17 protein-coding genes and 1 pseudogene are annotated in these 23554 nt (G+C 46.5%); 14 read left to right on the top strand and 4 right to left on the bottom strand.

The features are described from left to right. Positions 1 to 3 precede the first annotated feature (3 nt). Together KVT34_RS12075 and KVT34_RS12070 are read left to right on the top strand one after the other, a co-directional pair. Positions 4 to 1467 (top strand): sensor histidine kinase, encoded by a 1464-nt coding sequence (locus KVT34_RS12075; protein ID WP_217558873.1) that lies wholly within the window; start codon positions 4 to 6, stop codon positions 1465 to 1467. Next, entirely contained in the window at positions 1464 to 2618 is a 1155-nt protein-coding gene (locus KVT34_RS12070; RefSeq protein WP_254634787.1) for a TolB family protein, read from the top strand. Before KVT34_RS12075 ends, KVT34_RS12070 begins: the two co-directional genes overlap by 4 nt. Positions 2619 to 2910: 292 nt before the next feature. Here KVT34_RS12070 and KVT34_RS12065 read toward each other — a convergent pair. Beyond that, positions 2911 to 3757: pseudogene (locus KVT34_RS12065) on the bottom strand (Rpn family recombination-promoting nuclease/putative transposase). 552 nt (positions 3758 to 4309) lie between these two features. On the opposite strand from KVT34_RS12065, the gene KVT34_RS12060 reads away from it, so the two are divergent. Then, the gene (locus tag KVT34_RS12060) at positions 4310 to 4753 is read left to right on the top strand and encodes a hypothetical protein (protein ID WP_217559315.1); all 444 of its coding nucleotides are present in this window, start codon (positions 4310 to 4312) and stop codon (positions 4751 to 4753) included. Between the two features lie 5 nt (positions 4754 to 4758). Continuing rightward, the gene (locus KVT34_RS12055) at positions 4759 to 5499 is read left to right on the top strand and encodes a protein NO VEIN domain-containing protein (protein ID WP_217558872.1); all 741 of its coding nucleotides are present in this window, start codon (positions 4759 to 4761) and stop codon (positions 5497 to 5499) included. A 253-nt stretch (positions 5500 to 5752) separates the two neighbouring features. Here the strand turns inward: KVT34_RS12055 and KVT34_RS12050 are convergent, their stop codons facing one another. After that, complete coding sequence (locus KVT34_RS12050) at positions 5753 to 6622, bottom strand: Swt1 family HEPN domain-containing protein (RefSeq protein WP_217558871.1); 870 nt, start codon at positions 6620 to 6622, stop codon at positions 5753 to 5755. Between the two features lie 131 nt (positions 6623 to 6753). Here KVT34_RS12050 and KVT34_RS12045 point away from each other — a divergent pair, with 131 nt between their 5' ends. Together KVT34_RS12045 and KVT34_RS12040 are read left to right on the top strand one after the other, a co-directional pair. Then, a complete protein-coding gene (locus KVT34_RS12045; protein ID WP_217558870.1) occupies positions 6754 to 7485 on the top strand; it encodes a hypothetical protein in 732 nt (243 codons plus the stop codon). A 31-nt stretch (positions 7486 to 7516) separates the two neighbouring features. Continuing rightward, positions 7517 to 8674: a nucleotide-binding protein gene (locus tag KVT34_RS12040; RefSeq protein WP_217558868.1), complete on the top strand. Its 1158-nt coding sequence runs from the start codon at positions 7517 to 7519 to the stop codon at positions 8672 to 8674. Positions 8675 to 9310: 636 nt separating this feature from the next. Here the strand turns inward: KVT34_RS12040 and KVT34_RS12035 are convergent. Further along, on the bottom strand, positions 9311 to 10726 hold the full coding sequence (locus KVT34_RS12035; protein ID WP_217558867.1) for a hypothetical protein: 1416 nt from the start codon (positions 10724 to 10726) through the stop codon (positions 9311 to 9313). Positions 10727 to 11075: 349 nt separating this feature from the next. On the opposite strand from KVT34_RS12035, the gene KVT34_RS12030 reads away from it, so the two are divergent. The 4 genes from KVT34_RS12030 (at position 11076) to KVT34_RS12015 (ending at position 17254) form a co-directional block, all read left to right on the top strand. Beyond that, a complete protein-coding gene (locus KVT34_RS12030) occupies positions 11076 to 11321 on the top strand; it encodes a hypothetical protein (RefSeq protein ID WP_217558866.1) in 246 nt (81 codons plus the stop codon). A 1271-nt stretch (positions 11322 to 12592) separates the two neighbouring features. Further along, entirely contained in the window at positions 12593 to 13918 is a 1326-nt protein-coding gene (locus KVT34_RS12025; RefSeq protein WP_217558865.1) for an ABC transporter substrate-binding protein, read from the top strand. Between the two features lie 184 nt (positions 13919 to 14102). Further along, the gene (locus KVT34_RS12020; protein WP_217558864.1) at positions 14103 to 15131 is read left to right on the top strand and encodes a response regulator transcription factor; all 1029 of its coding nucleotides are present in this window, start codon (positions 14103 to 14105) and stop codon (positions 15129 to 15131) included. A gap of 422 nt (positions 15132 to 15553) precedes the next feature. Next, positions 15554 to 17254 carry an ABC transporter ATP-binding protein gene (locus KVT34_RS12015; RefSeq protein WP_254634786.1) on the top strand — a complete coding sequence of 567 codons (1701 nt, stop codon included), beginning with the start codon at positions 15554 to 15556 and terminating at the stop codon, positions 17252 to 17254. Between the two features lie 133 nt (positions 17255 to 17387). Here KVT34_RS12015 and KVT34_RS12010 read toward each other — a convergent pair whose 3' ends face one another. After that, a complete protein-coding gene (locus tag KVT34_RS12010) occupies positions 17388 to 17786 on the bottom strand; it encodes a RidA family protein (protein ID WP_217558862.1) in 399 nt (132 codons plus the stop codon). A 407-nt stretch (positions 17787 to 18193) separates the two neighbouring features. Here KVT34_RS12010 and KVT34_RS12005 point away from each other — a divergent pair, with 407 nt between their 5' ends. Genes KVT34_RS12005 through KVT34_RS11990 form a run of 4 tightly spaced genes read left to right on the top strand, consistent with a single transcriptional unit; the run spans position 18194 to position 23545 of the window. After that, positions 18194 to 19480: a sugar ABC transporter substrate-binding protein gene (locus KVT34_RS12005; protein ID WP_217558860.1), complete on the top strand. Its 1287-nt coding sequence runs from the start codon at positions 18194 to 18196 to the stop codon at positions 19478 to 19480. Positions 19481 to 19517: 37 nt separating this feature from the next. Beyond that, entirely contained in the window at positions 19518 to 20816 is a 1299-nt protein-coding gene (locus KVT34_RS12000; RefSeq protein ID WP_217558858.1) for a carbohydrate ABC transporter permease, read from the top strand. Positions 20817 to 20834: 18 nt separating this feature from the next. After that, a complete protein-coding gene (locus KVT34_RS11995; protein ID WP_217558857.1) occupies positions 20835 to 21668 on the top strand; it encodes a sugar ABC transporter permease in 834 nt (277 codons plus the stop codon). A 38-nt stretch (positions 21669 to 21706) separates the two neighbouring features. Further along, a complete protein-coding gene (locus tag KVT34_RS11990) occupies positions 21707 to 23545 on the top strand; it encodes a glycoside hydrolase family 13 protein (protein ID WP_217558856.1) in 1839 nt (612 codons plus the stop codon). Positions 23546 to 23554: the final 9 nt, after the last annotated feature.

Below are 23554 nucleotides of genomic sequence, written 5' to 3'. Positions count from 1 at the left end.
GGCATGTTTTGGACCATCCGAGCCAAATTTCTGATCGGGCTGTTCGTCATCTTCTCCGTTTCTTTTTTGCTGCTCCATCATTTCGTTGTCCGGATCATTGAAACCAGCAATGAAAAAATCATTACCCAGGATTTGATCCAGCTCAAAAACAACAGCAGCATTTACGTCAAACAGGCGTTTCTGATTAACCATTTCAACACGGATGACGTGTACTTCCAGCAGATGGCGGAAGAGATGGTCCGGGATCTGAACCATGTCACCTCCAGCCATACGAGCGCTTATTCGGTTGCGGGAGATCTGATCTTTGCTTCGGACGAAGCGAAGTTTTTGTCGGCGAACCCGGACGATCTGCAATATGCGCTGGTCGGAAAAACAGCCTACCGGATCCGATATACGGACCAGAAGGCGGAAGTGTTTTATGCCTATCCGGTTATTGTAGAAGGCAAGAAAGTCGGCATTCTGCGGTTCGGCAAAGATTTTTCTTTGCTGTACGAACAAAGAAAACACATTCTGGACGTTTTCTCTTCCGTGACGATCGCCATTTTTATTGCGGGGTTTGTTTTTTCCTATCTGCTGTCCAGAAACATAACGATACCCCTCATCAAGCTCACTAGAGCGTCTTCGGAAGTGACGAACGGCAACTTGAATATCAAGATCGGTTTCCGCAGAAAAGATGAAATCGGCCAGCTTGCGCACAACTTCGGCAATATGATCGTGCAGATCAAGAAACAAATTCAGCGGATCAAGAAGGATCGAGACCGACTGGAAGAACTGAACCGGCATCGGAAGCAATTTTTCGATCATGTCACGCACGAACTGAAAACGCCTCTTACTTCGATAATAGGGTACGCTGAGCTTATCCGTGAAGTAGGCAGCCGGGACGAAGCTTTTTTTGCCAAAGGAATGAATCATATCGTCAGTGAAAGCAAACGGCTGCACGAAATGGTGCTTCAACTGCTCACCTTATCCAGGGAAACCGGCGGACAGGATGCGGCGGAAACGGTCGAACCGGGCCTTATTCTGCGTGACGTATGCGACGGAATGCTGCTGAAAGCCCAGAAGTACAACAAATTCATTCAGTGTGAGGCGGACGAAAACCTGTCCCTGGTCGCGGACCCGGCTAAAATCAGGCAGCTTTACATCAATATTATCGACAATGCGATCAAATACGGCCGGTCTCCGTCCACGGTTCATGTCAAAGCCGAGAAATTGCCGGGGCTCGTCCGGATTTCCGTGAAGAACGAAGGGGAAACGATCCCGTCGGGAGAATTGGCTAAAATTTTCGAGCCGTTCTACCGGGTAAGCGGACCGGCCGACGGGGAAGCCGGCAGCAGCGGTCTGGGTCTGAGCATCAGCAAAGCGATTGTGGACGGGCTCGGCGGTACAATCGGGATAAGGAGCGCCGAACAGGTGACGGCAGTCATCATCGAATTGCCTTGCGAGGCGGCGGGGGAGGGGGAGGCATGATGAAAAGACGGTCTATGCTGAGCTTGCCGCTTCTTCTGGCGGCATTAGCACTGCTGGCCGGCTGCGCGGGTTCGCCGACGGCGAAAACCATCGTGATGGGAGACACGGCGGAAGAGGCGCATACGGAAGAGGAAAGCACCGATTTTGAAACGAACAAAATTTACAAACTCGCCTTACCCGGAAATAAAGCGCTGGATGTATGGGGATGGATGTCTTCCCGCCTTCTGCTCGGTTCTTATAAGAATCAGGAGACGAAACAGGATATTCAACTGGTGGATTACCGGAATTTGTCCGCTGTGAGTTTGACCCCGCTTGCGGGGGATGCGCAGACCGGGAAACCTTCTCCCGACGGGAAATATATGGCCTATACGGGCGAGTCCCCTACCGGGGAGACTTTGTACATACTCGATCTAAACACGTCGCAAAGCTTCGCCCCCGGGATACCGGATAAAGGGAAAGGGATTACCAGCGCCATGACTTGGTCCAACAACGGCCGGTACTTGTCTTTTACGGTGAAAAGCAGAGAGTACGGGACCGAATCCATTGTCGTGTACGACATGAATAGCCGGACATCGCAGGAAATTCCTCTGCCGAGATGGCAGGAAAACAGCGAGGCGCCCGCTCCACGGGCGTTGAAACGCGATAGCAAATATACGGTGATTTCGGTTAAATTTGCGGACGACGGCAGCACGGCTTTGATGGGGCGAATAGGCGAAGATGGTTCGTATGTTACTCTCGGAGCGGTTACGGAGGATAAATGGACCCGCAAGTTCGAACATTCGGCCAGCGAGCGGCAGTTTGATTATGTGAACGACAGCCAAATTATTTTCCTCGACGCCAAAAACACCCTGACGCTCTACGACGAGCGGGATGAGAATACGGTCGCACTGTCTGCGGGGGTCAGTACTTTCCGCCTGTCCGGCGATAATAAAACGATCGCATATGCAAAGGACGAAGAATCTCTCTACGTCGCAAAGCTGCAGGGCCATAACATGATCAAGGAGAAATTGGTCTACAAAGGACTCGTATTGTCCCAAATGGACTGGAGTCCCGATAATAAGAAAATTTTGATAACGGGCTGGAAGTCTTACGACAGAGCGCCTGCTACCGGCAATCCGGAACAGACTCCGCTTGTGATCGAATTCAAATAGACTCAGCTTCTCCCAATATGGAGCGCCAATGAAACGTACCTCCTTCGAGGACAAATTCGTGGTGTTGGGTAAATTGTATCAAGCACAGGAATACAGGGGTTTGATTTTATAAAAATATGGAGAAGGTGCTATCGTCTATACTTATTTTCTGTATGCCAGCAAATTTTATCTGAGGGTGCTATGCCACAAGAAAAGCACCTTTCCAAAATGCTTCGCTAGCATGAGGGAGAGGTGCTTATTTCAGTAAGTCCGTCGTTAGCTTTCATATCGCCGGGTCCTTTTATCGATTTTATCACTGTTTTCTTAAGGCGATGATTTCTTCCTCAGACAGCCCGGAGGACTTAGCTATGACAGCTGTATCCACCCCATGCTTGAGAAGCTCCAGAGCCATCTGGATCGCTTTCTTTTTCTCACCGCGAGCTTCACCTTCAGCCAGAGCTCCTTCAATCATAGAAGCTTCATCATGCATATACTTTTGCCTGTCTTCATACAATCGGCGTGCTTCGGCATCCTGACTAAGAAATTCCAATGTGTCCATTGCTTTTTTCAATACGGGCTCGTTCATCGTCAGCACCTCCAAATTGGATTTATCGACACCTTTTAAGAAAAGTAACCAATTGACTAATCCACCACTCTCAACAGGAGCAGCATGGTCACCAAGCTTGGGGAATTCAAGAAAATGCAGTTCTAAGTCATCTATAAGCGGCAGGCCGCTTCGATCTTCACGTAGATGGAACACGTTATGATACTGGTTATTGGGCAAAAATGAATAGTTCAGGATGTTTATGGTCACACATTTTTTGAGCATTTTATAAGACTGGCCTTCTTGAAGCTGCTGTATAGTTTGCTCCAATAAAACATTGTACGCTTCTCGGTATCGTATTTGTTAAATAATTGCATTTCAACGTTAATAAGTTCCCCCGTCGGCTATTTTGCCTCGAATGTCCAAAATGGACTGTTTATCGCGAGGCGCATCCTTTTCGGTATAGGGATTCAGCAAGATGATCTCCGTCAAAGGGGGTCTTTCCGCTTCTATAAAGGTCTTGTTCAAGAAGGCTAGCAGCACATCCCGGGTTTTCCTCACTACCGAATATGTGTTTGAATAAAAAGTCATTTCGAGGATCTAGAAGTTCATTCATATGCAATCAACTCCATTCCTTAATAGTATATCATGGTTACAGGATCTTAGACACACGAGGCAGACACACAGAAGTGATTTGCATGCCTGCTTTGGGCGAAACGGATTCATTCGAACTTGGCAAAAAACAATCGGTGCACGTACACATTTAGTGGTACAAAGGGAAGGAGTTTTAAAGGAACAGCACTGTTATAATTGCGAACAGGCGCTTGATTATTTTACACATTCAACGCATGTGGAGTGCTGTGTGTCGCTGGTACGGAAGTAGTGATTTAAAGCCACATTTACCTGCAGAACCCAAGCTTTATCGGCTTGGGTTCTTAATCTCTATTCTTGGATTTAAAGTTTGACATAACAGACATGAGAAGTAAGATGAAGGAATTTCCAGAAGAGTGTCGAACAACTGTAGGTTATGAGCGCTTAATATGTGACGGGGCTTGTTACGGTTTAATTTCAGGGCGAATGAAAAGCGATAAAAGAAGTTACGAAATTAGTATGAATAAATTATTACTGCACTGCTAGGGCAATGAATTACATGGAAAGGATGTTTTCAATGGATAATGTTCTTTATAAGAACTTATTTACATTTTTTACTGTTATTGTTTTGTTCTTGTACATGTCGTCAAAACAGAAGCGTTACCTGATTCCAGCACATTTGGATATATTTCTCTTCTCGTACAAACCCACTATTACTGCAGTAAGTAAAATTCAAGAATTTTTTCAACTTAATTCCTTTGGGAAGGTGTTGGAGGATGTAGCTACAAAAACGAGTATCCAATACCAAGGCCAATCTGTATACAGGGTGACTAAGAAGATTCACCATGATTATATTAATAAAAAAGATGGATTTTATCTTGACGGTTTGCATAAAAATCACCTTGAAGTTGTAGATAAGTTTGGTTATGTTAAGGTGGTTCTAAATTTAGATGGCAGTATAAATTTTGACAAAACCGAAAAGGCTCTTAAAGAAAATCGATTTATTGGCAAGGGTTGGTGAATAAATTGGAATTACAGCTGATGAGAACTTATGCATTATTAAATAGAATGAACGAAATGACTAATAACAAGCTCATAGATGAGGAAACGCTTCAAGAACAGTTTGAGAATGTCAATGAATTCGAAAACGACTTTTTAGATTTTAACGTTCAGCTTAATCGCATCAAAGATTTAAATTTATCAAACATTGACCAAGTTGTCGAATATATGGTCCTACTTCATCTAAAGTTCGATAAGCTAAAATGGTATTTGGATGAAATGCACGAGATTGTAAGGCATTCGGCAGGTAATTACCGAGAGTTGCTACAAGGTAAGAACCAACTTGAAATTCAGACTCAAGAAGTAGTGAGGCATTATTCCACTAAAAGCGAAGAACGCCAAAAGATTGGGTATGATTTTGAACTTTTTGTCCTTGAGTACGAAAAGCAAGCTTTGATTTCTGCTGGAAAAGATGACCTTGCGTTGATGGTTAAACACGTTGACGAAGGTTATGATATCCTCTCATTTGAGGAAAATGGCAAGCCGAAATTTATTGAGTGTAAAATTATTAGTAATAACAATTTAAAGGGAATCAAAGTAAGTAAAAATCAAATGAATATGGCAAAAAGATATGGGGATCAATACTATTTCTATATTCAAGATAAAGATAAGAATCTTACTATAATTAGAAATCCATATCAGGCTATTATCAACTCAGGAGACATAGCAGTTCCGATAATGTATGACATTTCATTCCCCAATCTTTAGGAGACTGCAGATGTTTCTATAAACGGCTCTCTCTAAGTCGGAACGGATGGCTCAGCCAACCTTCTATACAAATTCGCTGCAATTGTATTAAATTGTATTATCTAGGTAGGGGTTTTAGGGACCGATAGTCAAGTCATAAGGAGCATTGTATGTTACTCACTAGAAAATAGCCAATTTGATCCGCATTTACCTGCCCTAATAACGAAGATCTCAAGCGCGACTAGGCTACCTGAGATCTTCGTTTTTTAAGCAATTAATTAAACACGCTTGAGATCTGCTTTAAGATAACATTATAGTAGGTCTTAATCACGTTTCTTTCTGTTTCATCAATCAAGCTATTGTGTGCTATCAGGTTCCTGCAATCAGCCATTTCTTTAATCTTTGGTATGATAAAATCCTGACTAGGGAAGTAGTCTTTAAAAATGTCCCAGTTATTATTTATTATCGTAGCGAGATCTTTGAAGTCTAGGTAGAAAAGCTTTGAATCTCCTCGTACACTCAGCCACTTCTTAGAATTTGCATCGGCTATTCTTTGATCTAATGTTTTTTGAGTTGCTGAAGGTATGGATATTTTATCAAAATAATTAGCCCCATACTTCTTTTTACAGACTTCTTCAATGAATAATCTGATGGAGTTCTCGACAGCGTAAAGGTAAGTATATACTTCGGACATTTGGTATCCCTTGTCTTTTACATCCTGAGGTAAAATTTTTGAAAGTATCTTCCCAGATACTTGATCAGACTGTCGTTCTAGATCAGCGATTAAATCATCTTCAAGTTCGAAGTCTTTTGATAGATCAATGTTAAAAGATACGTTTTTGACATCGTATCCTACATCATCTGGGATGAGCTTACCACAAATATCTCTTAAGAGTCGTTTGGTCTTATCATTATCTAGAGAGTCGATATTGTGTGGCGCAATATAAAAGGTAACATACGTAGCATAAGCATCATGCCTTCCCCACCCCCCAGCATAATACGAGTAGCCATCAGCACTTATTGTAACGCTTGCTCCTCTTAATAGATGAGCAGTTTCATATTCAGTACTTCGTTTTAGTTCAAAGATGATCCCCTCTAGGAATTTCTCATTGGTGAATGGTAAACTATAAGTAAATGACGACATCTATTCTCTCTCCCCCTCAGACTGGTGCTTTACTCTTATATTTCGATGAGTGATGCTAGTTTTCCTTTAGATGCCGTTTTAAGAGATTGAGTTTATAGGTTTAACTTGAAGTTAAGTGAGGGAAAAGTAGCATGTTGATAAATCAAAGCGTGGATAATTATGATAGAGAGACATCTCAGCATATCGTTGCATACTTGGATATATTGGGGATTGCGGCAAGAATGAAGCAAGGGTATGAACAACAAAAACTTGCGATGAATAAGCTTCATAACCTTTATACTTTTTCTATGGATATTTCGAAGAAAATAGATATGGTGGGCTACAATGATATTCAATTTAAGATATTTTCTGACAACATTATTATTGTCAAAAAGCTTTCAGAGCAGTCAGATAAGCGTTTACTTGATATAAAAGTCTTGTTGAATTGCGTTTCCAATTTCCAATGTTTGGCGGCTAAGGACAGTGTTGGTTGGCTTGTTCGTGGAGGAATTTCGATAGGTGAGCTATTTATAGATGAAACTATGGTATGGGGTGAAGCTCTTCTTAGGGCTTACGATCTTGAGAGCAACTCAGCCATATATCCTAGAATATTACTAGATCCCAGTGTGATTTCAAATATTGCTTTTGATAAGGAATTGACCGATTACACGCAAAAAGATTTTGATAATTTGTATTTCTTAAACTATTTACACATCCAACATTTTGGTGGTCAGTTTTTGAAAAATGGTTTTCAAATGATGCTAGATGAACTGAATGGGAGCTACTCTGCACGCATATACCAAAAACTTTGTTGGCATATGAACTACGTTAATAGAGCACTTGAGAAGAAGGACAGGAAATACCGATTACATTTGGAGCAGTAATCTAAATCAGCTAGAAAGGGAGGAGGTTTTATTGAGGGCTAGTATCTTTTATTCTTGGCAATCAGATCTACCAAATAACAGTAACCGTAGTTTTATTGAAAATGCAATTAAAAAGGCTATTAAAAAGCTGTCATTTGAAACTCAAGTATATGCTGAATATGATCGAGACACATTAGGTATAACAGGATCACCAGATATATCTGATGTAATTTTTGAGAAAATCGATAAGAGTAGTATTTTTGTGTGTGATATATCTATAGTAAACAGTGATTATTCTGGAAGAAAAACCCCAAATCCCAATGTTCTTGTTGAACTTGGTTATGCAGCGAAAACTTTAGGATGGGAAAAAGTTATATGCTTATTCAATGTAAAGTATGGCGACTTAAGAGATGTTCCGTTCGATTTAAACCATAAAAGAATACTATGCTATAATTCTGATAATACAAATGAAAAGGATAAGGTATCGGAGATAATTTATAAGAATGTTTCGGAGATGTTTTCTAAAGGTATTCTTTTTAATCCTTTAAAGGATCACATTAAAGGGAAGGTCGATTACTGTTTACTTGAAATATTAAAACATATATGTGTGATCGTATATGATATAAGCAGCATGTCGGAGTCTTTAGGAAAAGTTAATGAATTATTAATCTCTGATAAAATGATCATATTAGACAGACTTAAAGAAAAGAGAACTATTCTTGGATTTTTTGCATACAAGAATTTAAAGGATGTACAAGACAAACTGACTAAGTTGTTTAACATAATTAGTTCATCATCAAACTATCCGACTAACTGGGCTGTGACTATATTAAACCTGCAGGATTGGATAAGAAGCTTTCAATGGCACACTTCATTTAGAAGAGAACATCCGTTATATATTAAGAAATTAGACCCTGACAGAGCATATAATGTTGTCCATGCAGGAAAAATGAATAAATATAATAGAGAAGATTCTTATATCCTATTAAGAAAGATTGATGAAAAACAGGGTCACGTAATAAATGTTGGAACAATGATAAAGACTGAAAAGGATTTTCTGATATCACATTTTAACTTAAACCAAACTAGCTTTGAAACTTTTAGCGAGTGCGTGTGTAAAATTATTCAAATTGGTAATGAATGGCTAGATAATACGGGTAGCGAGTTTATACTTGATCCCGAGTATTATCATATTAGTGGACCAATATAAATTGAGGTTGCTAAACCTGTAACTTCAACTTGTAAGAACCTTGCATCCAAGGTAACATGCAACAAAACTGTTCCTTGGGAGGTTTTTGCATGACCAATGTTGCTTATATATGCAATGATACAGACGAATCGAACCGCAGTTCACTAGTCGGGATAGAACTAGACGATACTCAGACGCAAATGCTTCTTTCCATCGCTCGAAAGCATTGTAAGCTCGCTCTTGAGCATAGCCAAGCAAGCACGACTTGGGAGAGGCGACGGGAAATCGTCGAAGAAATTCAGAGTTTACGTATGATCCGGACGATCTGATTGCAGAATGGAAAAAGCACTGAATTTTAACGTACCTAACCCCTGAGCAAGCAGAGGAGCTGAAAATGATTATTGAATCCCTTCTAAAAAAGCGGAAGATGGTTGGCGATTCGATTTCTCAAATGGATGTACCTCCATAAAAAAAATCAAAAGCTAAAAATAATTGTAGGAGCAGTACTGAACTTATTAGTCGAGATCAGTACTGCTTTTCTTTATTCATTTAACAAACCATCATAATTATTTTAATTCACGATATGGAATAACAACACGATTTTGAAATTTTCTAAAAAGGTATTATTATATCTGGGAGACATTTAGATTGTTGGATTTATTTCTTTTGCGGAAGCTTCACCAGTCCCGGCTTTGTTATAAGCGCCAAAAAGTTTGAACTACTTAACTCACCGGTGAGGTGCATTGCCATTAAATCCATGAGGACTGGAGTAGGTAGAACTACTATCTCCCGCTGCTCAGCATCCTGAATCATATGAGGAGCAAATGGTTCGCGATTTTCCGGAGCCTTTGCTAGTTGGTCGTTTAAGACAAGTATGGTTCCAAACAATTTGGCATTGGTTTCCTTGAGATAAGTACCTACATTTGCCTGGACTTTGTCAAGCATGTCTTTACTTAAGGAGCGTTTTCCTCCTTTTATTTCTATGGCGATTTGCCTGCCTTCTATGCTGGCCAGCAAATCAAACAATCTGGGCTTTCCTTTTCCATCACGATTGGAATCTAAATCAGTTACTTTGGCGCCGAAGATTTCGTTGAAAGAGCGTTTTACTACAGTAACTAATCGATCATCTGCCTGGGTAACCAAATCGATATAAGACTTAAGCGTGTTTATCTGTCCCTGTACTTTGGCTTCCTTTTGCTCTAACTCTTCTAAAAATTTTTTCTTTTCCATCTCAAGGATTCCACTTTTCTCCTTCAGCACTTCCGGTATATAGGTGCCGGACCATCTATCCGGATACCAACCCGGACGGAACTGAGGCAAAAACTCATTTAAGATGTAAGCTATGTATTGACTTCTTGTCTGGCAGTCCCTGATATTCGGGAGCAGGATCAGTTCGCTTTTAAAAGCCTGAAAAACGAACCCAACCGGCTGCTTTTTTTTATTTTCAAACAGCGGTTCCAATGGAGATTGTTCACTTTTTTTACGAAACAATTTGAATGGTTTATCCCCCTTCTCATCAAAAGCAACCTCCCAGGTTAGATCCCCTTCAAACTGATTAGCCAGCTCTTTAACTGCTCGATCTGAACTGACACAATCAATTGATGCAGGACCTTCCCAAGGTGAAAGATCTGTTACTTTTAAAGAGGGAAGGGTATTTAAAAGCCAGGTGTAACTATGGATTAGAGGCTGGTCGCCAAAGTTCAGCTCCTTATCAAATTTTCCCCCAATAACAACCACCGGGATGCCCGCTTTAAGAGCTTCTACAGTTCTCGGGGATAAATACTGGGCTGCATGTGAAAATTGAAACGTCAAATCATCATTAACCCCTCCAAATGTTTTACGCTGGGGCTCTCCTGTAAGCTGCTCTAGTTCACGGCGACGATCCTGTATTTCAGCCGATTGGTTATTTCCCGCGTTCATATAATCAATCAATACCAAATCAAATTCATGGGGAAGCGGGATCGGTTCAAAACCATATCCATCAAAACGACGAATTATGCTGGAGGAGTAGATTTTTTGATCCACTATCAACTCCTCCGTTTTTTTATAAACATCGAGCAGCCAAATTTTCATAGTTCACCTCAAAGTTAAATTTAAACGGTTCGTACCAATAACTGGAGCTTACCAATAAAACTTAGGAGGGACAATCATTTGTCGAAAAATATTATATAACAGTGGTTGGCGTATGACTCCGCGCTAATTTCTACTGCCCCTCTTCCAGTTTTAGGATATAATCAGTATATTACGATTACTTATTGATTTTCTCCGCTGCTTTATTCAGCTGGAGAAGGAGCAGTTGTTTTAACAGACAACGTATAAAAAGTGCCTTGAAGGTAGATTTGTGTATGACCGTTTATAAGGTCATGCCTTATTTAACTTTCAAGGCTTTTTTGTGTCCAACAAAACACGTGGAAGTCATAGAATGGATCACATGGAGAAGTACTGGACAGAAGATTTAGAATGCATACGAAAAGGAGTCAATAAGATTGGCGGTTATGTCACGACTATCTCTTCACATTACTTGCGTGATCGATTGGGTAACGAAGCGTATCCGGATCGTGTTTTTGACGAACCAGATATCTTATGGGCAATTACTCATAGAAAAATTGTGGAAGGATATGATAGTGATGAAAAAAAGGGAGAAATCCTGAACCGGAGAGAACCATAGTCGGCCCTGCAATGGTCTGGGGTTTGGACGGTAATTATTGTGTTAATGAAAACAGACAAGCTATTTATTGTGAAGACGGTTTATCTGGTTAACGGAAACCCGCGCTATACCAGATACCTCTCAGAATGAGGGGGAATAAAATATGGCAAAAAAAGAAAAAAAGACACATTTCCTTACTGCATGTGACTTACATACTAGGTATATATTTTATTCTTCTAAAAGTTATTTTTGGTTAAAATATCAGCCAATTCATTTGGTCATAATTGCAACTTGTCATAAAATTAGGTCGTAGGAGGGATGTTTAATGTCTCAATGTGACCGGTGTAAAAAGGAGATAACAGAAATGAATATTACTTCTGAACAGCCTTATGACGGGGGGACTTTGCTTGTGACGGGAGTACCTGTTCAGAAATATGACTGTGAGGAACAAATGTTACTAGGTGATGGCGCGATCATGGCCGGCTATGCTAGACTGCTTGCTGATCGCAATGTTGTGGGTAAGTCACGGTTTCGCTTAAGGAGCTGCAACAAAAATTTACGATGCAGGATTTTTTACCGAAAAGCAAGAACTGAACCAACCCGAACGGACTGCCGCTAACCTAGATTAACATAGGTCGAATTAAGAGGATGCTGCTAACTGCAGCGTCCTCTTTTTTATTTCGAAGGGAGGTAACTCTAAATTGATTTGTTCAATCAAAGCCTAGTATATCAGGGATTAACCTTTACAGTGGGGATACTTGCATTGATTTTAATGTGCTAAAAGGACTCGGAATTCACATTCTTATTGGAGAACCCGGAACAGTGTCTCAGAACCTGATGCAACTCGATTTGAAAAAAAAATGCATTACCAGATTCTAGGACTGTGAGAAAGCATCATCCCGTAAAACTTGAAGGCTTCGTGGCTTAACTCCACTTAATGAATATTAAGAATCGATCTAAAGCCATCGATGTTATAGAGGTAGGTAAGATTTGTAATAAAATTTTTCTCTTTTCCACTAACATGATCTGCAAAGCACCAAATATCAAAAGAAGTTAAATGGGTTAAAGAACTTCAATTTTCTTTTCTAGCTGTTGCATGTTTAGGAACTAAAGACAATCCCTGTTTCCGCCCCGGCGGCTTACAGGGATTTTTTTCGTTTAGGCAAAAATCTCGAAATTGGAAACATTTTGTTTACAAGTTAGAGAGCTTTTTTTTACAAGCGGGGCTTATAACTATAGGTAACACCCGTGAGCGCCGGCGGAAGAAATGGGGATGGGGGGAGGAGGCCGGAATGAAAAGAATGCTGCTGCTGGTCACGACCCTGCTGCTTCTTACGACGACCGCGGTTTTCGGAGGCGGGGGGCGGACGCAGGCCCCGGATTCCGGCGGCTCTTCGCGCGGAGAAAACAAGAACGGTAAAAAGACCGTGGTCGTTTCGATGCTTTTTCTCGATGAGGTATTCAGGGAAGCGAAAAAGAAATTCGAGCAAAAGCATCCGGATGTCGAGATTCGGCTTACGTACGTTCAAACGAAAGACAACTGGAAAGAGGGCGATCGGGAGAGATTCGTCAAATCGACGAACGCAGAGATGCTGTCCGGCAAAGGTCCTGACGTACTCGTTTTGGACCCGCTGCCTATGGGGAAATATGCGGGCAGCAACGCGCTTGCCAATCTGAGCAGGCTCATGGATCAAGATCCTTCTTTCCATAAAGACCTGTACTTCGGCAATATTCTGGACAATCTCTCCATAAACGGAGCCCTTTACGGGATGCCGATGAGTTTTATGCTGGAAACCATGGTCGGGGATGAAGGGGCGGTCAGGAAGGCCGGAGTGGGCATAGACGATACCGTCTGGACCTGGAATGAATTTGCCGAGACAGCCAAGGCTATGAAAAAAAGCGGTTCTCCGGCAGCCTATGCCGCAAGCCCGCCAAGCATGCTGAACGCGTTGGTCAAAGCCGATTATCGGTCCTTTGTGGATGAACCGAACCGGAGGGCGAAATTCGATCAAGCTTCTTTTATCAGGCTGCTTAACGAGGTTAAGGCGTTATTCGACGGGAAAGTGATCGCGGACAAGCCGGCGGTCGTTTCGTTCAAAAGCGCCTATATACAAAATCCCGAGGAATTTTTCAGTTTTCCCCGTGCCTTGTACAAGCAGCCCAAGCTTTATCGGAGTCCTCTGGCCGCCGGACAGAAGCCGGGGGGATTCTTTATGCCTGAGCAGATCCTCGGCATCAATGAGAACTCCGCGGTGAAAACGGAAGCCTGGGCGTTTATCAAGTTTATGCTGTCCGATGACATGCAAGGTGTCAATGGGTTAGGCGGGTTTCCGCTGAACAAGGACGTTTACGGCAGGCAGCTGGATCAAGTGTTGAAGAACGGCAAAGTCAAGATCGAGGACGGCCCCGAAGAAGGCGGAAAAGTGGACGTTAACCCGGCGGATATCGAATACCAGAAGGAGCTGATTTCCGGGCTCAGCCACCCGATCCCTACGAATACCTCCAGGATTGAAGATGTGCTGCTTAAAGAGTCCAAAGCGTTTTTCACGGGACAGAAATCGGCCGAAGAAGTGGCCAAGAAGATTCAGGATCGTGCGAATACGTATCTGAACGAATAACCGGTGAAACTGCCGGCCGGATCTTCCGCTTCATGACCTGAGCGGCCCGATTCCGTATTTTAATGATTCAGTCGAGCTTCTGATGATAGCCTCTGCGGGATGAACGAGCCTATAATGGCGCTGAGATACGGGTTGTACACGGGTCCGACAGGATACTTCGACATTAGAAAAGGGGATTCGTAAGGTGTATACAATCTTACTGGTTGACGATGATTCAACGACAATTAAACTGATGCGTTATATGCTGGAAAGTTCCAGGTTTCCGGTTCTGCGCATTTTCGAGGCTACTGACGGGAAAGAGGCGCTCCGCATCATGCGCGAGTACGGGGCGGATCTTGTCATAACCGAAATTAGCATGCCTTATATGACCGGCCTGGAACTATGCCGCCAGCTTTCCGGGGAGTTCCGGTACACGCCCGCCATCATCGTGTCCGAGCACGATAAATTCGAATACGTGAGAGAGGCGCTGGTCTGCGGAGTGAAAGATTATCTCTTGAAGCCGCTGAGCAAAGACCGCTTTCTTTCTTCCGTACGCAGGACGCTGGAGGAGCTTCCGGAAACGGTTCATACCATCGGCGAGACTTCGGACAGATGGAGAGGGCTTGCGGAAGCCTGGGTCGAAGCGGTGCTTCAGGACAACCGCTCCGCTCAGGAGAGAGCGGGCCGCAAATGGCTGGCTTCGCTGCACGGGGTGCCTCCTTATCTGTGTCTGAAGTGGCACAGCGCCTTTCACCGCATCCTTCTGCAGAGTGCAGGTGCCAAGCTCGAAAGAGAAGTCGAGTGCTCTTTGCCGCCTTATCACGGCCAAAACGGCACCGATCTGACGAATTGGATCACGGCCGATTTCAAAGCCATGCAGCATGCGGTCAAACTGGCGGCGTACACGGATAACCAGCGCACGATCTACAACGCGCAGAAATATATCCAGCAGCACTACAACAAGGAAATCACGCTGGAAGAACTGGCTTCGTCGGTGGGGTATTCCGCTCCTTATTTCAGCTATCTGTTCAAACTGAAGACCGGGATCTCCTATATGGCCTACCGCACCCAACTGCGGTTGAAGCGGGCTCAAGAACTGCTGCTTAAAAGCGACAAGTCGATGCCGCAGATTGCCAGCGAGGTCGGTTACAACGATGTCACGAGCCTGATCCGCGCCTTTAAAAAGGAGCTGGGCTATACGCCTTCGGATTACCGGAAAAGCGGCTTAGTTTAAGCAGCGGAAGCGGGAGAAGACGGGGATACATTTATGAAGTGAGTACATAATTGTTTTTAAATTAAAACGCTTAAACATACTTGGAAACGCGTCTTGGAAAGGAATCATCCAGAGGAGATGACTAAACCGGGAGACCTCGTCCGATGCGGGGCTGCCGGGTCTCTTCACCGGGAGAGCGGGCGGTGAACGGCAGAACAGGAATTGCAATATTTGGAGTAATGAGCTATAGTGGACATGTGATTAGATTATCTAACTAAAAAAGAGTAGGATGAAGAGAGGTGAAGGAAATTGCGCTTTTATAGTTAGATAATCTAATTAAATATTGTTGAAAGTACGTGATCTCCATGAAAGAAAGGAAGCAAACAACAGAGCGGCCGGACCGGTCACACTCTTTAATAAGCACACGCGGCATGCTCAAAGAGATGTTTGTGCACACAAAGGCCCACTGGGGCCTGCTTTTGACCGGGGCGCTGGCCGTTCTGTTCATCTCGTTCTGTGAATTTATCATTCCGCAACTGACAAAAACCGTTATCGACGACATTATCCCGGGCAAAAAGGCAGATGCCCTGCTGGAAACGGGCGGGCTGATCGTTCTGACGGCTCTCGTGCTCGGACTTCTTCATTTTACTTCAAGTTACGTTATGACCGTTGTCAGCCAGAAGGCCGTTTTCGGGCTGCGCAATAAACTATACACCCATACGTTAAGGCTGGATGTGAAGTTTTTTGACCGCAGCAGGACAGGGGATCTTATGGCGAGATTGACCGGAGACGTTAACCAGCTTCAGGAGCTGGTTTCAGCCGAGAGCCTATCCATTCTTGCCGATTTTGTCACTTTCGTCGCGATATGCGGCTATCTGTTTTATGTGGATTGGCAGCTGGCGCTTTTAACGGTTGCGACCCTGCCCTTTTTATTTCTATCGTCCCGTTTTTTCAGCTTGCGGATCAAAAGCGCGTACAGACGGGTGCGTCAAATCTCCGCCGAGTTGAACAACTTCCTGCAGGATACCCTATCCGGTATCCGCATGATCAAATCTTTCGCAAGCGAAGAAAACGAGGAAAAGCAGTTCGTGAAGCTCAGCGACCGGAACCGGATCGCAGCGGTTTCGGCATCGCGGCTTTCGGCGCTCTTTTCACCGCTGACGGATTGGCTCAATTATATAGGGATGACGCTTGTTCTTCTGTTCGGCGCCTGGCAGACGATGCAGGGGAACTTGACTGTGGGGGAGGTCGTCGCGTATCTCGCTTACCTGCGGCTGCTGCAGGCGCCTATCCGTTCCTTCAGCAGGCTGGTTACGAAAATCCAGCAATCGGCAGCGGCCTTCGAACGTATCCGGGATATTCTGGATACCGTTCCGGAGGTCCGCGATCAGGAAGGCGCGATTGAGCTGCCGTCCGTTAAAGGCGAAATCGTGTTCTACGACGTTGATTTCGCTTATGACGAAGGGCAGCCTGTGCTCGAAAGCTTCTTTTTAAAGCTTCGCGGGAACGAGACGACGGCACTGGTAGGTTCATCGGGCTCCGGTAAATCCACCATTGCGGACCTGATCGCCCGTATGTACGATGTGCAGCGGGGCGATATATACATCGACGGCTATCCGCTGAAGGCGGTCACACAGCAGTCTCTGCGAAGCCAACTGGGAATCGTATCGCAGGAAGTCATTCTGCTGAACGGCACGATCCGCGAAAATATCGCGTATGGGCAGCCTGACGCATCGGGCGAACAAATCGAAGCGGCCGCGAGAGCCGCGAACGCGCACGAGTTTATAACCGCTTTGCCGCAAGGCTACGACACTCCGATAGGGGAAAGAGGCGTCAAACTGTCCGGCGGACAGAAACAGCGGCTGTCTATCGCCAGAGCCTTCCTGAAAGATCCCCGTCTGATTATCCTCGATGAAGCGACGGCCGCCCTGGATACGGAATCCGAGAAAAAACTCCAGCAGGCGCTGTCACGCCTTCTTCCCGGCCGCACTTGTCTGGTCATTGCCCACCGGCTATCCACGATTCAGAATGCCGATCAGATTGTCGTTCTGGAGCATGGAGAAATTGTGGAATATGGAAAGCATGATGTTCTTCTTCGCCGAAACGGAAGGTATAAAGAACTGTACGGGATGCAGTTCCCTTGAAAGCACCGGCGAAGCCGCAGGATTCACACTTTCAGGACCGCGATAACCGCGGTCTTTTTATTTTAAGGGTGTGGAGCAACAAAAAAACCCCCACGCCAAGCTCATTTGCGTGAGGGAGATAAAGGGAACGGGATTAGACTTTAGCCGCCCATAGTTCGATTTCAATTTTTATTTCAGGCAATCCTAATTCCGAGATATAGCCGACCGTCATGGCGGGATAATCGAGGCCGAATAATTCGGCCCATTTTTCGTACAAAAAATCCCAATCTATTTTTTCGGTAGCCCATATATTGACTTTGATAATATGTTCGGATGAAAGCTCCTCAGCGTGCAGGACGGTTTGGATATTGCGGAAAGTGTTCCGGATTTGTTCGTTCATGCTTTCGGGAATGTTACCGTGGTGATCCGCTCCGATTTGACCGGAAGTCACATACAGCTCAGAATTTCTTGGAATTTTGGTCAGGTGAGTGTAGTTGCCTACGGGACTGTGTACACCTGCCGGATTTTTTCGAATGATTTTAGAGTTTTCCATGTTAGATTCCCTCGCATTCTAGTATTGTTCTGCCATTTTCACGACTCACTTTCGGACAGACTTCCCCCATTAAAGTGAATACTAGAAAAAAACGGCAGTAGAGTATCCGTAACCGACGGACAGAAAACCCAGAGACTTTTTCTTCATGGACCGGATACCCCTTTCTTTATACATGCGAAGAAACGATTTGAATTGATTGTAGACCAAATGCTGGAAGGTGTCAAAATTTATGAAAGGTCAAAATGTTTGAACGGCTGCAAGTAAGACCACCCTATGAATAAGGGCAGGCGCATTTACCATTTTTTATCATTGACTCCTTGGAAAGCTTCCCTTTATGATGTGGTTAAGCATTACTTAAACGTTTCAGTACTTAAACGATTCAGCACTCAAATGAAGGGGGAAACATCATGTCCAAACGCTTATTTTCCGCCGGAATTGCCGTTCTCTTGAGCGTGACCGGCTTAACCGGTTGCGGAAACGATCAGCCTTCGCCTTCCGCGCAGCCGCAGGAGCAGGGCGGAGGGAATGCGCAGCAGAAGGAGCTTAAACCCGAAAGCGGTGCCAAACTCGTCGTATGGGAATCGAAGGGGCCCGAACTGGATTATTTAAAAACCGTCGCCGCAAGCTTCGAGAAAGAATACGGAGTTCCCGTAAAGGTGGAACCCGTCCCGGCCATCGATACCGTGAAAAAACTGACCACCGACGGTCCGGCCGGAATCGGGGCCGACGTCTTCTCCGCGCCGCACGATCAGCTCGGCAATGCCGTCATGACCGGCCTCGTGCTGGAAAATGACGCTTTCGGCGAAGAGGACAAAAAACAGCTGCTCCCTTCCGCTTTGGAAGGCGTGAGCTATTCCGGCGCCCTCTACGGATATCCGACGGCCATTGACACGTACGCGCTTTTTTACAATAAAAAAGCGATGCCTCAAGCTCCGAAAACCTACGAGGAGATCGTAAAGTTCGCCGAGACTTACAACGATCCCGCGAACAAAAAGTTCGCGCTGATGTGGGACGTTGGGCAGCTGTACCAATCGTACTCGTTCCTTGCGGGCTACGGAGGGTATGTTTTCGGCGGGAAAGGCACCGATCCGAACGATATCGGGCTGAACAGTCCGCAAGCGGTCGAAGGAGCCAAGTATTTGCAATCGCTTAAAAAGATCCTGCCGCTGAATATTCACGATATCAACGACAATATCATCACCGGCTTTTTCCAGGAGGGAAAAACAGCCTCCGTCATTAACGGATCTTGGCTTATTTCCAGCTTGTCCAAAGCCGATTTCGACTTTGGCGTCGCTCCGCTGCCGCTGCTGCCTAACGGGGAGCATCCCGTAAGCTTCTCCGGCATCCGGGCCCTGTACGTCAATTCGTATACGAAGTACCCCGATGCGGCGAAGCTGTTCGCAAGGTATGCGACAAGCAAAGACCATCTGATCGAGCGGTTTAAAATGACGGCTCAGCTCCCACCGAGGCAGGACGTTATGGCGGACCCGGTCCTTACCTCCGATCCATACGCTCCCGCTTTCCTGGAGCAGGCGAAGCATTCGGTGCCGATGCCTTCGATTCCCGAGATGGGCAACGTCTGGGTGCCGGCCGGAACCGCTATTTCCTCGCTGTGGAACGAGAACCAGGACCCGGCCGCCGTTTTGACGAAGGCCGTGGAACAAATCAAAACCGCGATGAAAACAACGAAATAAGCTGGAACATCAAAACCTAAGTTAGGCGGTCTGACGTATGCAAGTAAATCCAAACAATCGCCGGCACCGGATACGGGCCGCTGCGGGCTCGGCGGTACTCATCGGCTTGGGGCAGCTTTACAACAGGCAGATTGTCAAAGGGCTTCTGTTTCTCCTTTCGGCCCAGCTGTTTATCTGGAGCTACTGCCCGCTGGCCCTCCGGGGAATCGCCGGACTGATCAGCCTGGGTGACGTGCCGACCAAAGTGATCCGGGGCAAAGTCGTACCCGGCGATCACTCCATCTTTCTGATGATCAACGGAGTGATGACCTGCGTAATCGTGCTTCTGTTCATCGGATTCTACGTTCTGAACATTGCGGACGCATGGAAGAACGGAGAGCTTAGAGACAGAGGCAAACCCGTACCCGGATTTCGGGCGTCGGTGAAGCAGGCGAAGTTCAAACACTTCCCGTACCTGCTTCTGCTGCCGGCGTTCGTGTTTGTCCTTTTCGTAACGGTGATCCCTCTCGTGTTTAACGTCATGATTGCGTTTACGAACTATTCGGCGCCGGGCCATATTCCGGATCGTTCGCTGGTCGATTGGACCGGACTCCGTACCTTCTACGATTTGTTCGCCCAGAAAGCGTGGCGGTCGACGTTCCTCGGCATTTCGCTGTGGAATATCGTCTGGGCGGCGGCCTCAACTATTACGGTCTTTTTTAGCGGCCTTCTACTGGCGATGATGATCAATCACCCGCGTATCCGTTTTAAAAAGTTCTGGAGAACCGCTTTTATGCTTCCCTGGGCCGTCCCGCAGTTCATTTCGATTCTGGTGTTTCGCGTGCTGTTAAACGGTTCGTTCGGTCCCGTCAACGGATTTCTGGCCAGCCTCGGCTTGCCGCCGGTTTCCTGGCTGTCCGATCCGACGATGGCCAAAGCGTCGATTCTGCTCGTCAATCTGTGGTTCTCGACTCCTTTTCTGATGGCCTTGATGGCAGGGATCTTGACGACGATGCCGCGCGATTTGTACGAAGCGGCGGACGTGGACGGAGCTACGGCGGCGCAGAAATTTTTCGGAATTACGCTGCCGCTTGTGAAGCTCGCCACGGCGCCGATTTTTATTATGCAGTTTGCGTTTAACTTCAATAACTTCAATCTGATTTATTTGCTGACGGACGGTAAGCCGAACAATCCCGATTATTACTACGCCGGAAGTACGGATATCCTGATTTCGTGGATTTTCAAAATGACGCTGAATCAGAGCCAGTTCAATATGGCCTCGGCCGTCTCCATCATTATGTTTGTGTTCATTGCCCTGTTCTCCTTATGGAATTACAGACGGATGAAGGCACTTTGAGAAGAGGAATGGGTCTGCATGAGGAAATTTAAAGACAATCTGACCGTTACCGGGATTTATCTCGTTTTTATCGCGCTGCTTGTCGCAACGGTTTACCCGATCCTGTGGGTGATCGGCACTTCGCTGAATCCGGGGCAAAGTCTCCTGGTCAGCCGGATGATCCCGGATCATCCAACGTTCGCCCATTATGCCGAATTGATCAGGCAGACGGACTTTGTGCTGTGGTACCGCAATACGATCAAGATCGCCCTGGTGAACGCCGTCGTTTCGACTACGCTTGTGGCCGCGACGGCCTATGCCTTCTCCCGGTTCCGGTTCAAGGGCAGACAGCAGGGATTAATGACTCTGCTCATCCTGCAAATGTTTCCGGGCTTCTTATCCGTCATGGCCTTGTTCGTTCTCCTGCTTCAGACGAAGCTGCTGGACACGCACACGGGCTTGATTCTCATTTACGCGGGAGGTTCCGTATCCATGGGCACCTGGGTGATGAAAGGCCATTTCGATACGATCCCGAAGAGCCTGGAGGAGGCGGTTTTCATCGACGGGGGGAGCCATGCCGACGCGTTTTTTAAAATCATTTTCCCCTTGTCGCTGCCCGCGGTTACGTTCGTGGCCCTGAACAGCTTCATCACGCCGTTTATGGATTTTATTTTGCCGCAAATCGTGTTGAGATCTTCGGAAAAAATGACGTTGGCCCAAGGTTTGTACAGCATGGTAGCCACTGAAACGAATTCGAGCTTTACGCTGTTCGCCGCCGGGGCCGTGCTTGTGGCTCTTCCGATTACCTGCCTGTACATGTATTTCCAGAAGTATTTGATTCACGGAATCACGGCAGGGGCGGACAAAGGATAACTGAATGTATCGGATTACAAGGAGAAAAGGAGCAAGCCATGTTACTGGAAGCGATTGACCACCGGTCGGGGCAGGCTTACTGCTACGCCTACGACGAGCGTACCGTGCATATCCGGCTGCGCACGAAGAAAGACGATGTCGACGCCGTGCACGCGCTGCACGGAGACAAATACGATTGGGAGCGGACGGCTCTTGAAACCCGCCTAACCAAAACGGGCAGCGACCAATTGTTCGACTACTGGCAGGGAGAACTTGTCCCGCCGCATTACAGACTGAGATACGCTTTTAAACTGACTTCGGGAGAAGAGGTCGTATGGTTGATGGAGAAAGGGTTCGGCACGGAAAAACCTCAGGATCCGCTCACTTTTTTCGATTATCCGTTTTTGTGGCCTCAAGAAGTGCTGAAGCCGCCGGCCTGGGTGAAGGAAGCCGTTTTTTACCAGATCTTCCCCGACCGTTTCGCGAACGGCGATCCGGCCAACGATCCCCCCGGCGTCCGCCCGTGGAGCGACTCCGATCCGGGGCCGTACGATTTCTACGGCGGAGACCTGCAGGGAGTATACGACCGCATCGACTATTTGACTTCGCTCGGCGTAAACGCGATTTATTTTACACCGCTGTTTGAAGCGGCGACGAACCATAAGTACGATACGGCCGACTACAAGAAAGTCGATCCGGCTTTCGGGGATACGGCGCTGCTCAAAAAGCTGGTTGCCGCGTTCCACGAAAGAGGCATCCGTGTGATCCTCGATGCGGTGTTCAATCACAGCGGAGAAGGGTTCGCCCCGTTCCGGGATGTGCGGGAGAAGGGTCAGGAGTCTCCTTACCGGGACTGGTTCCACATCAAGGAATATCCGCTGCGGACGGAGCCAAGGCCGTCTTATCACTGCTTCGCGTTCGAGTCCCACATGCCGAAGCTCAATACGGCTAATCCCGAAGTCCGAAACTATCTGCTCGACGTGGCCGAGTATTGGGTGCGGGAGTGCGATATCGACGGCTGGAGGCTGGACGTGGCCAACGAAGTGGATCACGAGTTCTGGCGGGAATTCCGCAAGAAGCTGAAAGCGCTGAAGCCCGATTTCTACATCCTGGGCGAAATTTGGCACGATGCGATGCCGTGGCTTCAGGGGGACCAGTTCGACGCGGTCATGAACTATCCCGCCACCGACGCCATTCTGGACTATTTCGCCAAGGGCGAAATCGATGCCGGGGAGCTTGGCAGCCGGATAAACCGCCTGCTCGCTTCCTATCCGCAGCAAGTGAACGAGGCGGCCTTTAACATCCTTGGCAGCCACGACACCCCGCGGCTTCTGACCCGGATACCGGACGAGGCGAAAGCGAAGCTGGCGGTGCTGCTCCAGTTCACGCTCCCCGGGACTCCGTGCATTTATTACGGGGACGAAATCGGAATGCAGGGCGGGCCCGACCCCGATTGCCGGAAGCCGATGCAGTGGGATGCGGAACGGCAAAATCACGGCCTTCTCGCGTTTTACCGCATGCTGATCGAGCTGCGGCGGACTCGCCGGGCCTTAAGTGAAGGCTCGTTCCGGTTTGTATACGCGGAGAAGGATCAGCTTATCGTGCGGAGAAAGAACGCGGAGGAGGAGCTTTACATCTGCGTGAACAACAGCAGCCGGGAGGCCTCCTGCCACGTTTTCGAGGCGGAGTCCGCGTATTCCGATGGAGATGCGCAAATCGGAACCCCTCCGGACTTGGATAGAGGAAGCCGCATCCGTCCGGAAGCGGAAGTGATTCTCGGCCAGGGGTCGTTTGTCCGGACCGAGAACGGTCTTTCGGCAGCTCTGCCGCAATTCGGCTGGCTCGTCGCATCGGTGCCCCTGCGGCGGTTTGACACCGGACAAGGGGATATGCTTTAATCAACCTAA

This window comes from Paenibacillus sp. GbtcB18 (genome assembly GCF_019091125.1).
Lineage (GTDB): Bacteria > Bacillota > Bacilli > Paenibacillales > NBRC-103111 > Paenibacillus_F > Paenibacillus_F chitinolyticus.
Note: the sequence above shows the minus strand (reverse complement) of the source record. Positions and strands in the feature narration are given on the sequence as shown.

Bases quoted from the DNA above. Each gene is read 5' to 3' on its own strand.
- KVT34_RS12045 (WP_217558870.1), top strand. From the start codon at position 6,754: ATGTTGATAAATCAAAGCGTGGATAATTATGATAGAGAGACATCTCAG.
- KVT34_RS12060 (WP_217559315.1), top strand. From the start codon at position 4,310: ATGGATAATGTTCTTTATAAGAACTTATTTACATTTTTTACTGTTATT.
- KVT34_RS11995 (WP_217558857.1), top strand. From the start codon at position 20,835: ATGAGGAAATTTAAAGACAATCTGACCGTTACCGGGATTTATCTCGTT.
- KVT34_RS12025 (WP_217558865.1), top strand. From the start codon at position 12,593: ATGAAAAGAATGCTGCTGCTGGTCACGACCCTGCTGCTTCTTACGACG.
- KVT34_RS12070 (WP_254634787.1), top strand. From the start codon at position 1,464: ATGATGAAAAGACGGTCTATGCTGAGCTTGCCGCTTCTTCTGGCGGCA.
- KVT34_RS11990 (WP_217558856.1), top strand. From the start codon at position 21,707: ATGTTACTGGAAGCGATTGACCACCGGTCGGGGCAGGCTTACTGCTAC.
- KVT34_RS12010 (WP_217558862.1), bottom strand. From the start codon at position 17,786: ATGGAAAACTCTAAAATCATTCGAAAAAATCCGGCAGGTGTACACAGT.
- KVT34_RS12015 (WP_254634786.1), top strand. From the start codon at position 15,554: ATGTTTGTGCACACAAAGGCCCACTGGGGCCTGCTTTTGACCGGGGCG.
- KVT34_RS12035 (WP_217558867.1), bottom strand. From the start codon at position 10,726: ATGAAAATTTGGCTGCTCGATGTTTATAAAAAAACGGAGGAGTTGATA.
- KVT34_RS12075 (WP_217558873.1), top strand. From the start codon at position 4: ATGTTTTGGACCATCCGAGCCAAATTTCTGATCGGGCTGTTCGTCATC.
- KVT34_RS12000 (WP_217558858.1), top strand. From the start codon at position 19,518: ATGCAAGTAAATCCAAACAATCGCCGGCACCGGATACGGGCCGCTGCG.
- KVT34_RS12005 (WP_217558860.1), top strand. From the start codon at position 18,194: ATGTCCAAACGCTTATTTTCCGCCGGAATTGCCGTTCTCTTGAGCGTG.
- KVT34_RS12030 (WP_217558866.1), top strand. From the start codon at position 11,076: ATGGATCACATGGAGAAGTACTGGACAGAAGATTTAGAATGCATACGA.
- KVT34_RS12050 (WP_217558871.1), bottom strand. From the start codon at position 6,622: ATGTCGTCATTTACTTATAGTTTACCATTCACCAATGAGAAATTCCTA.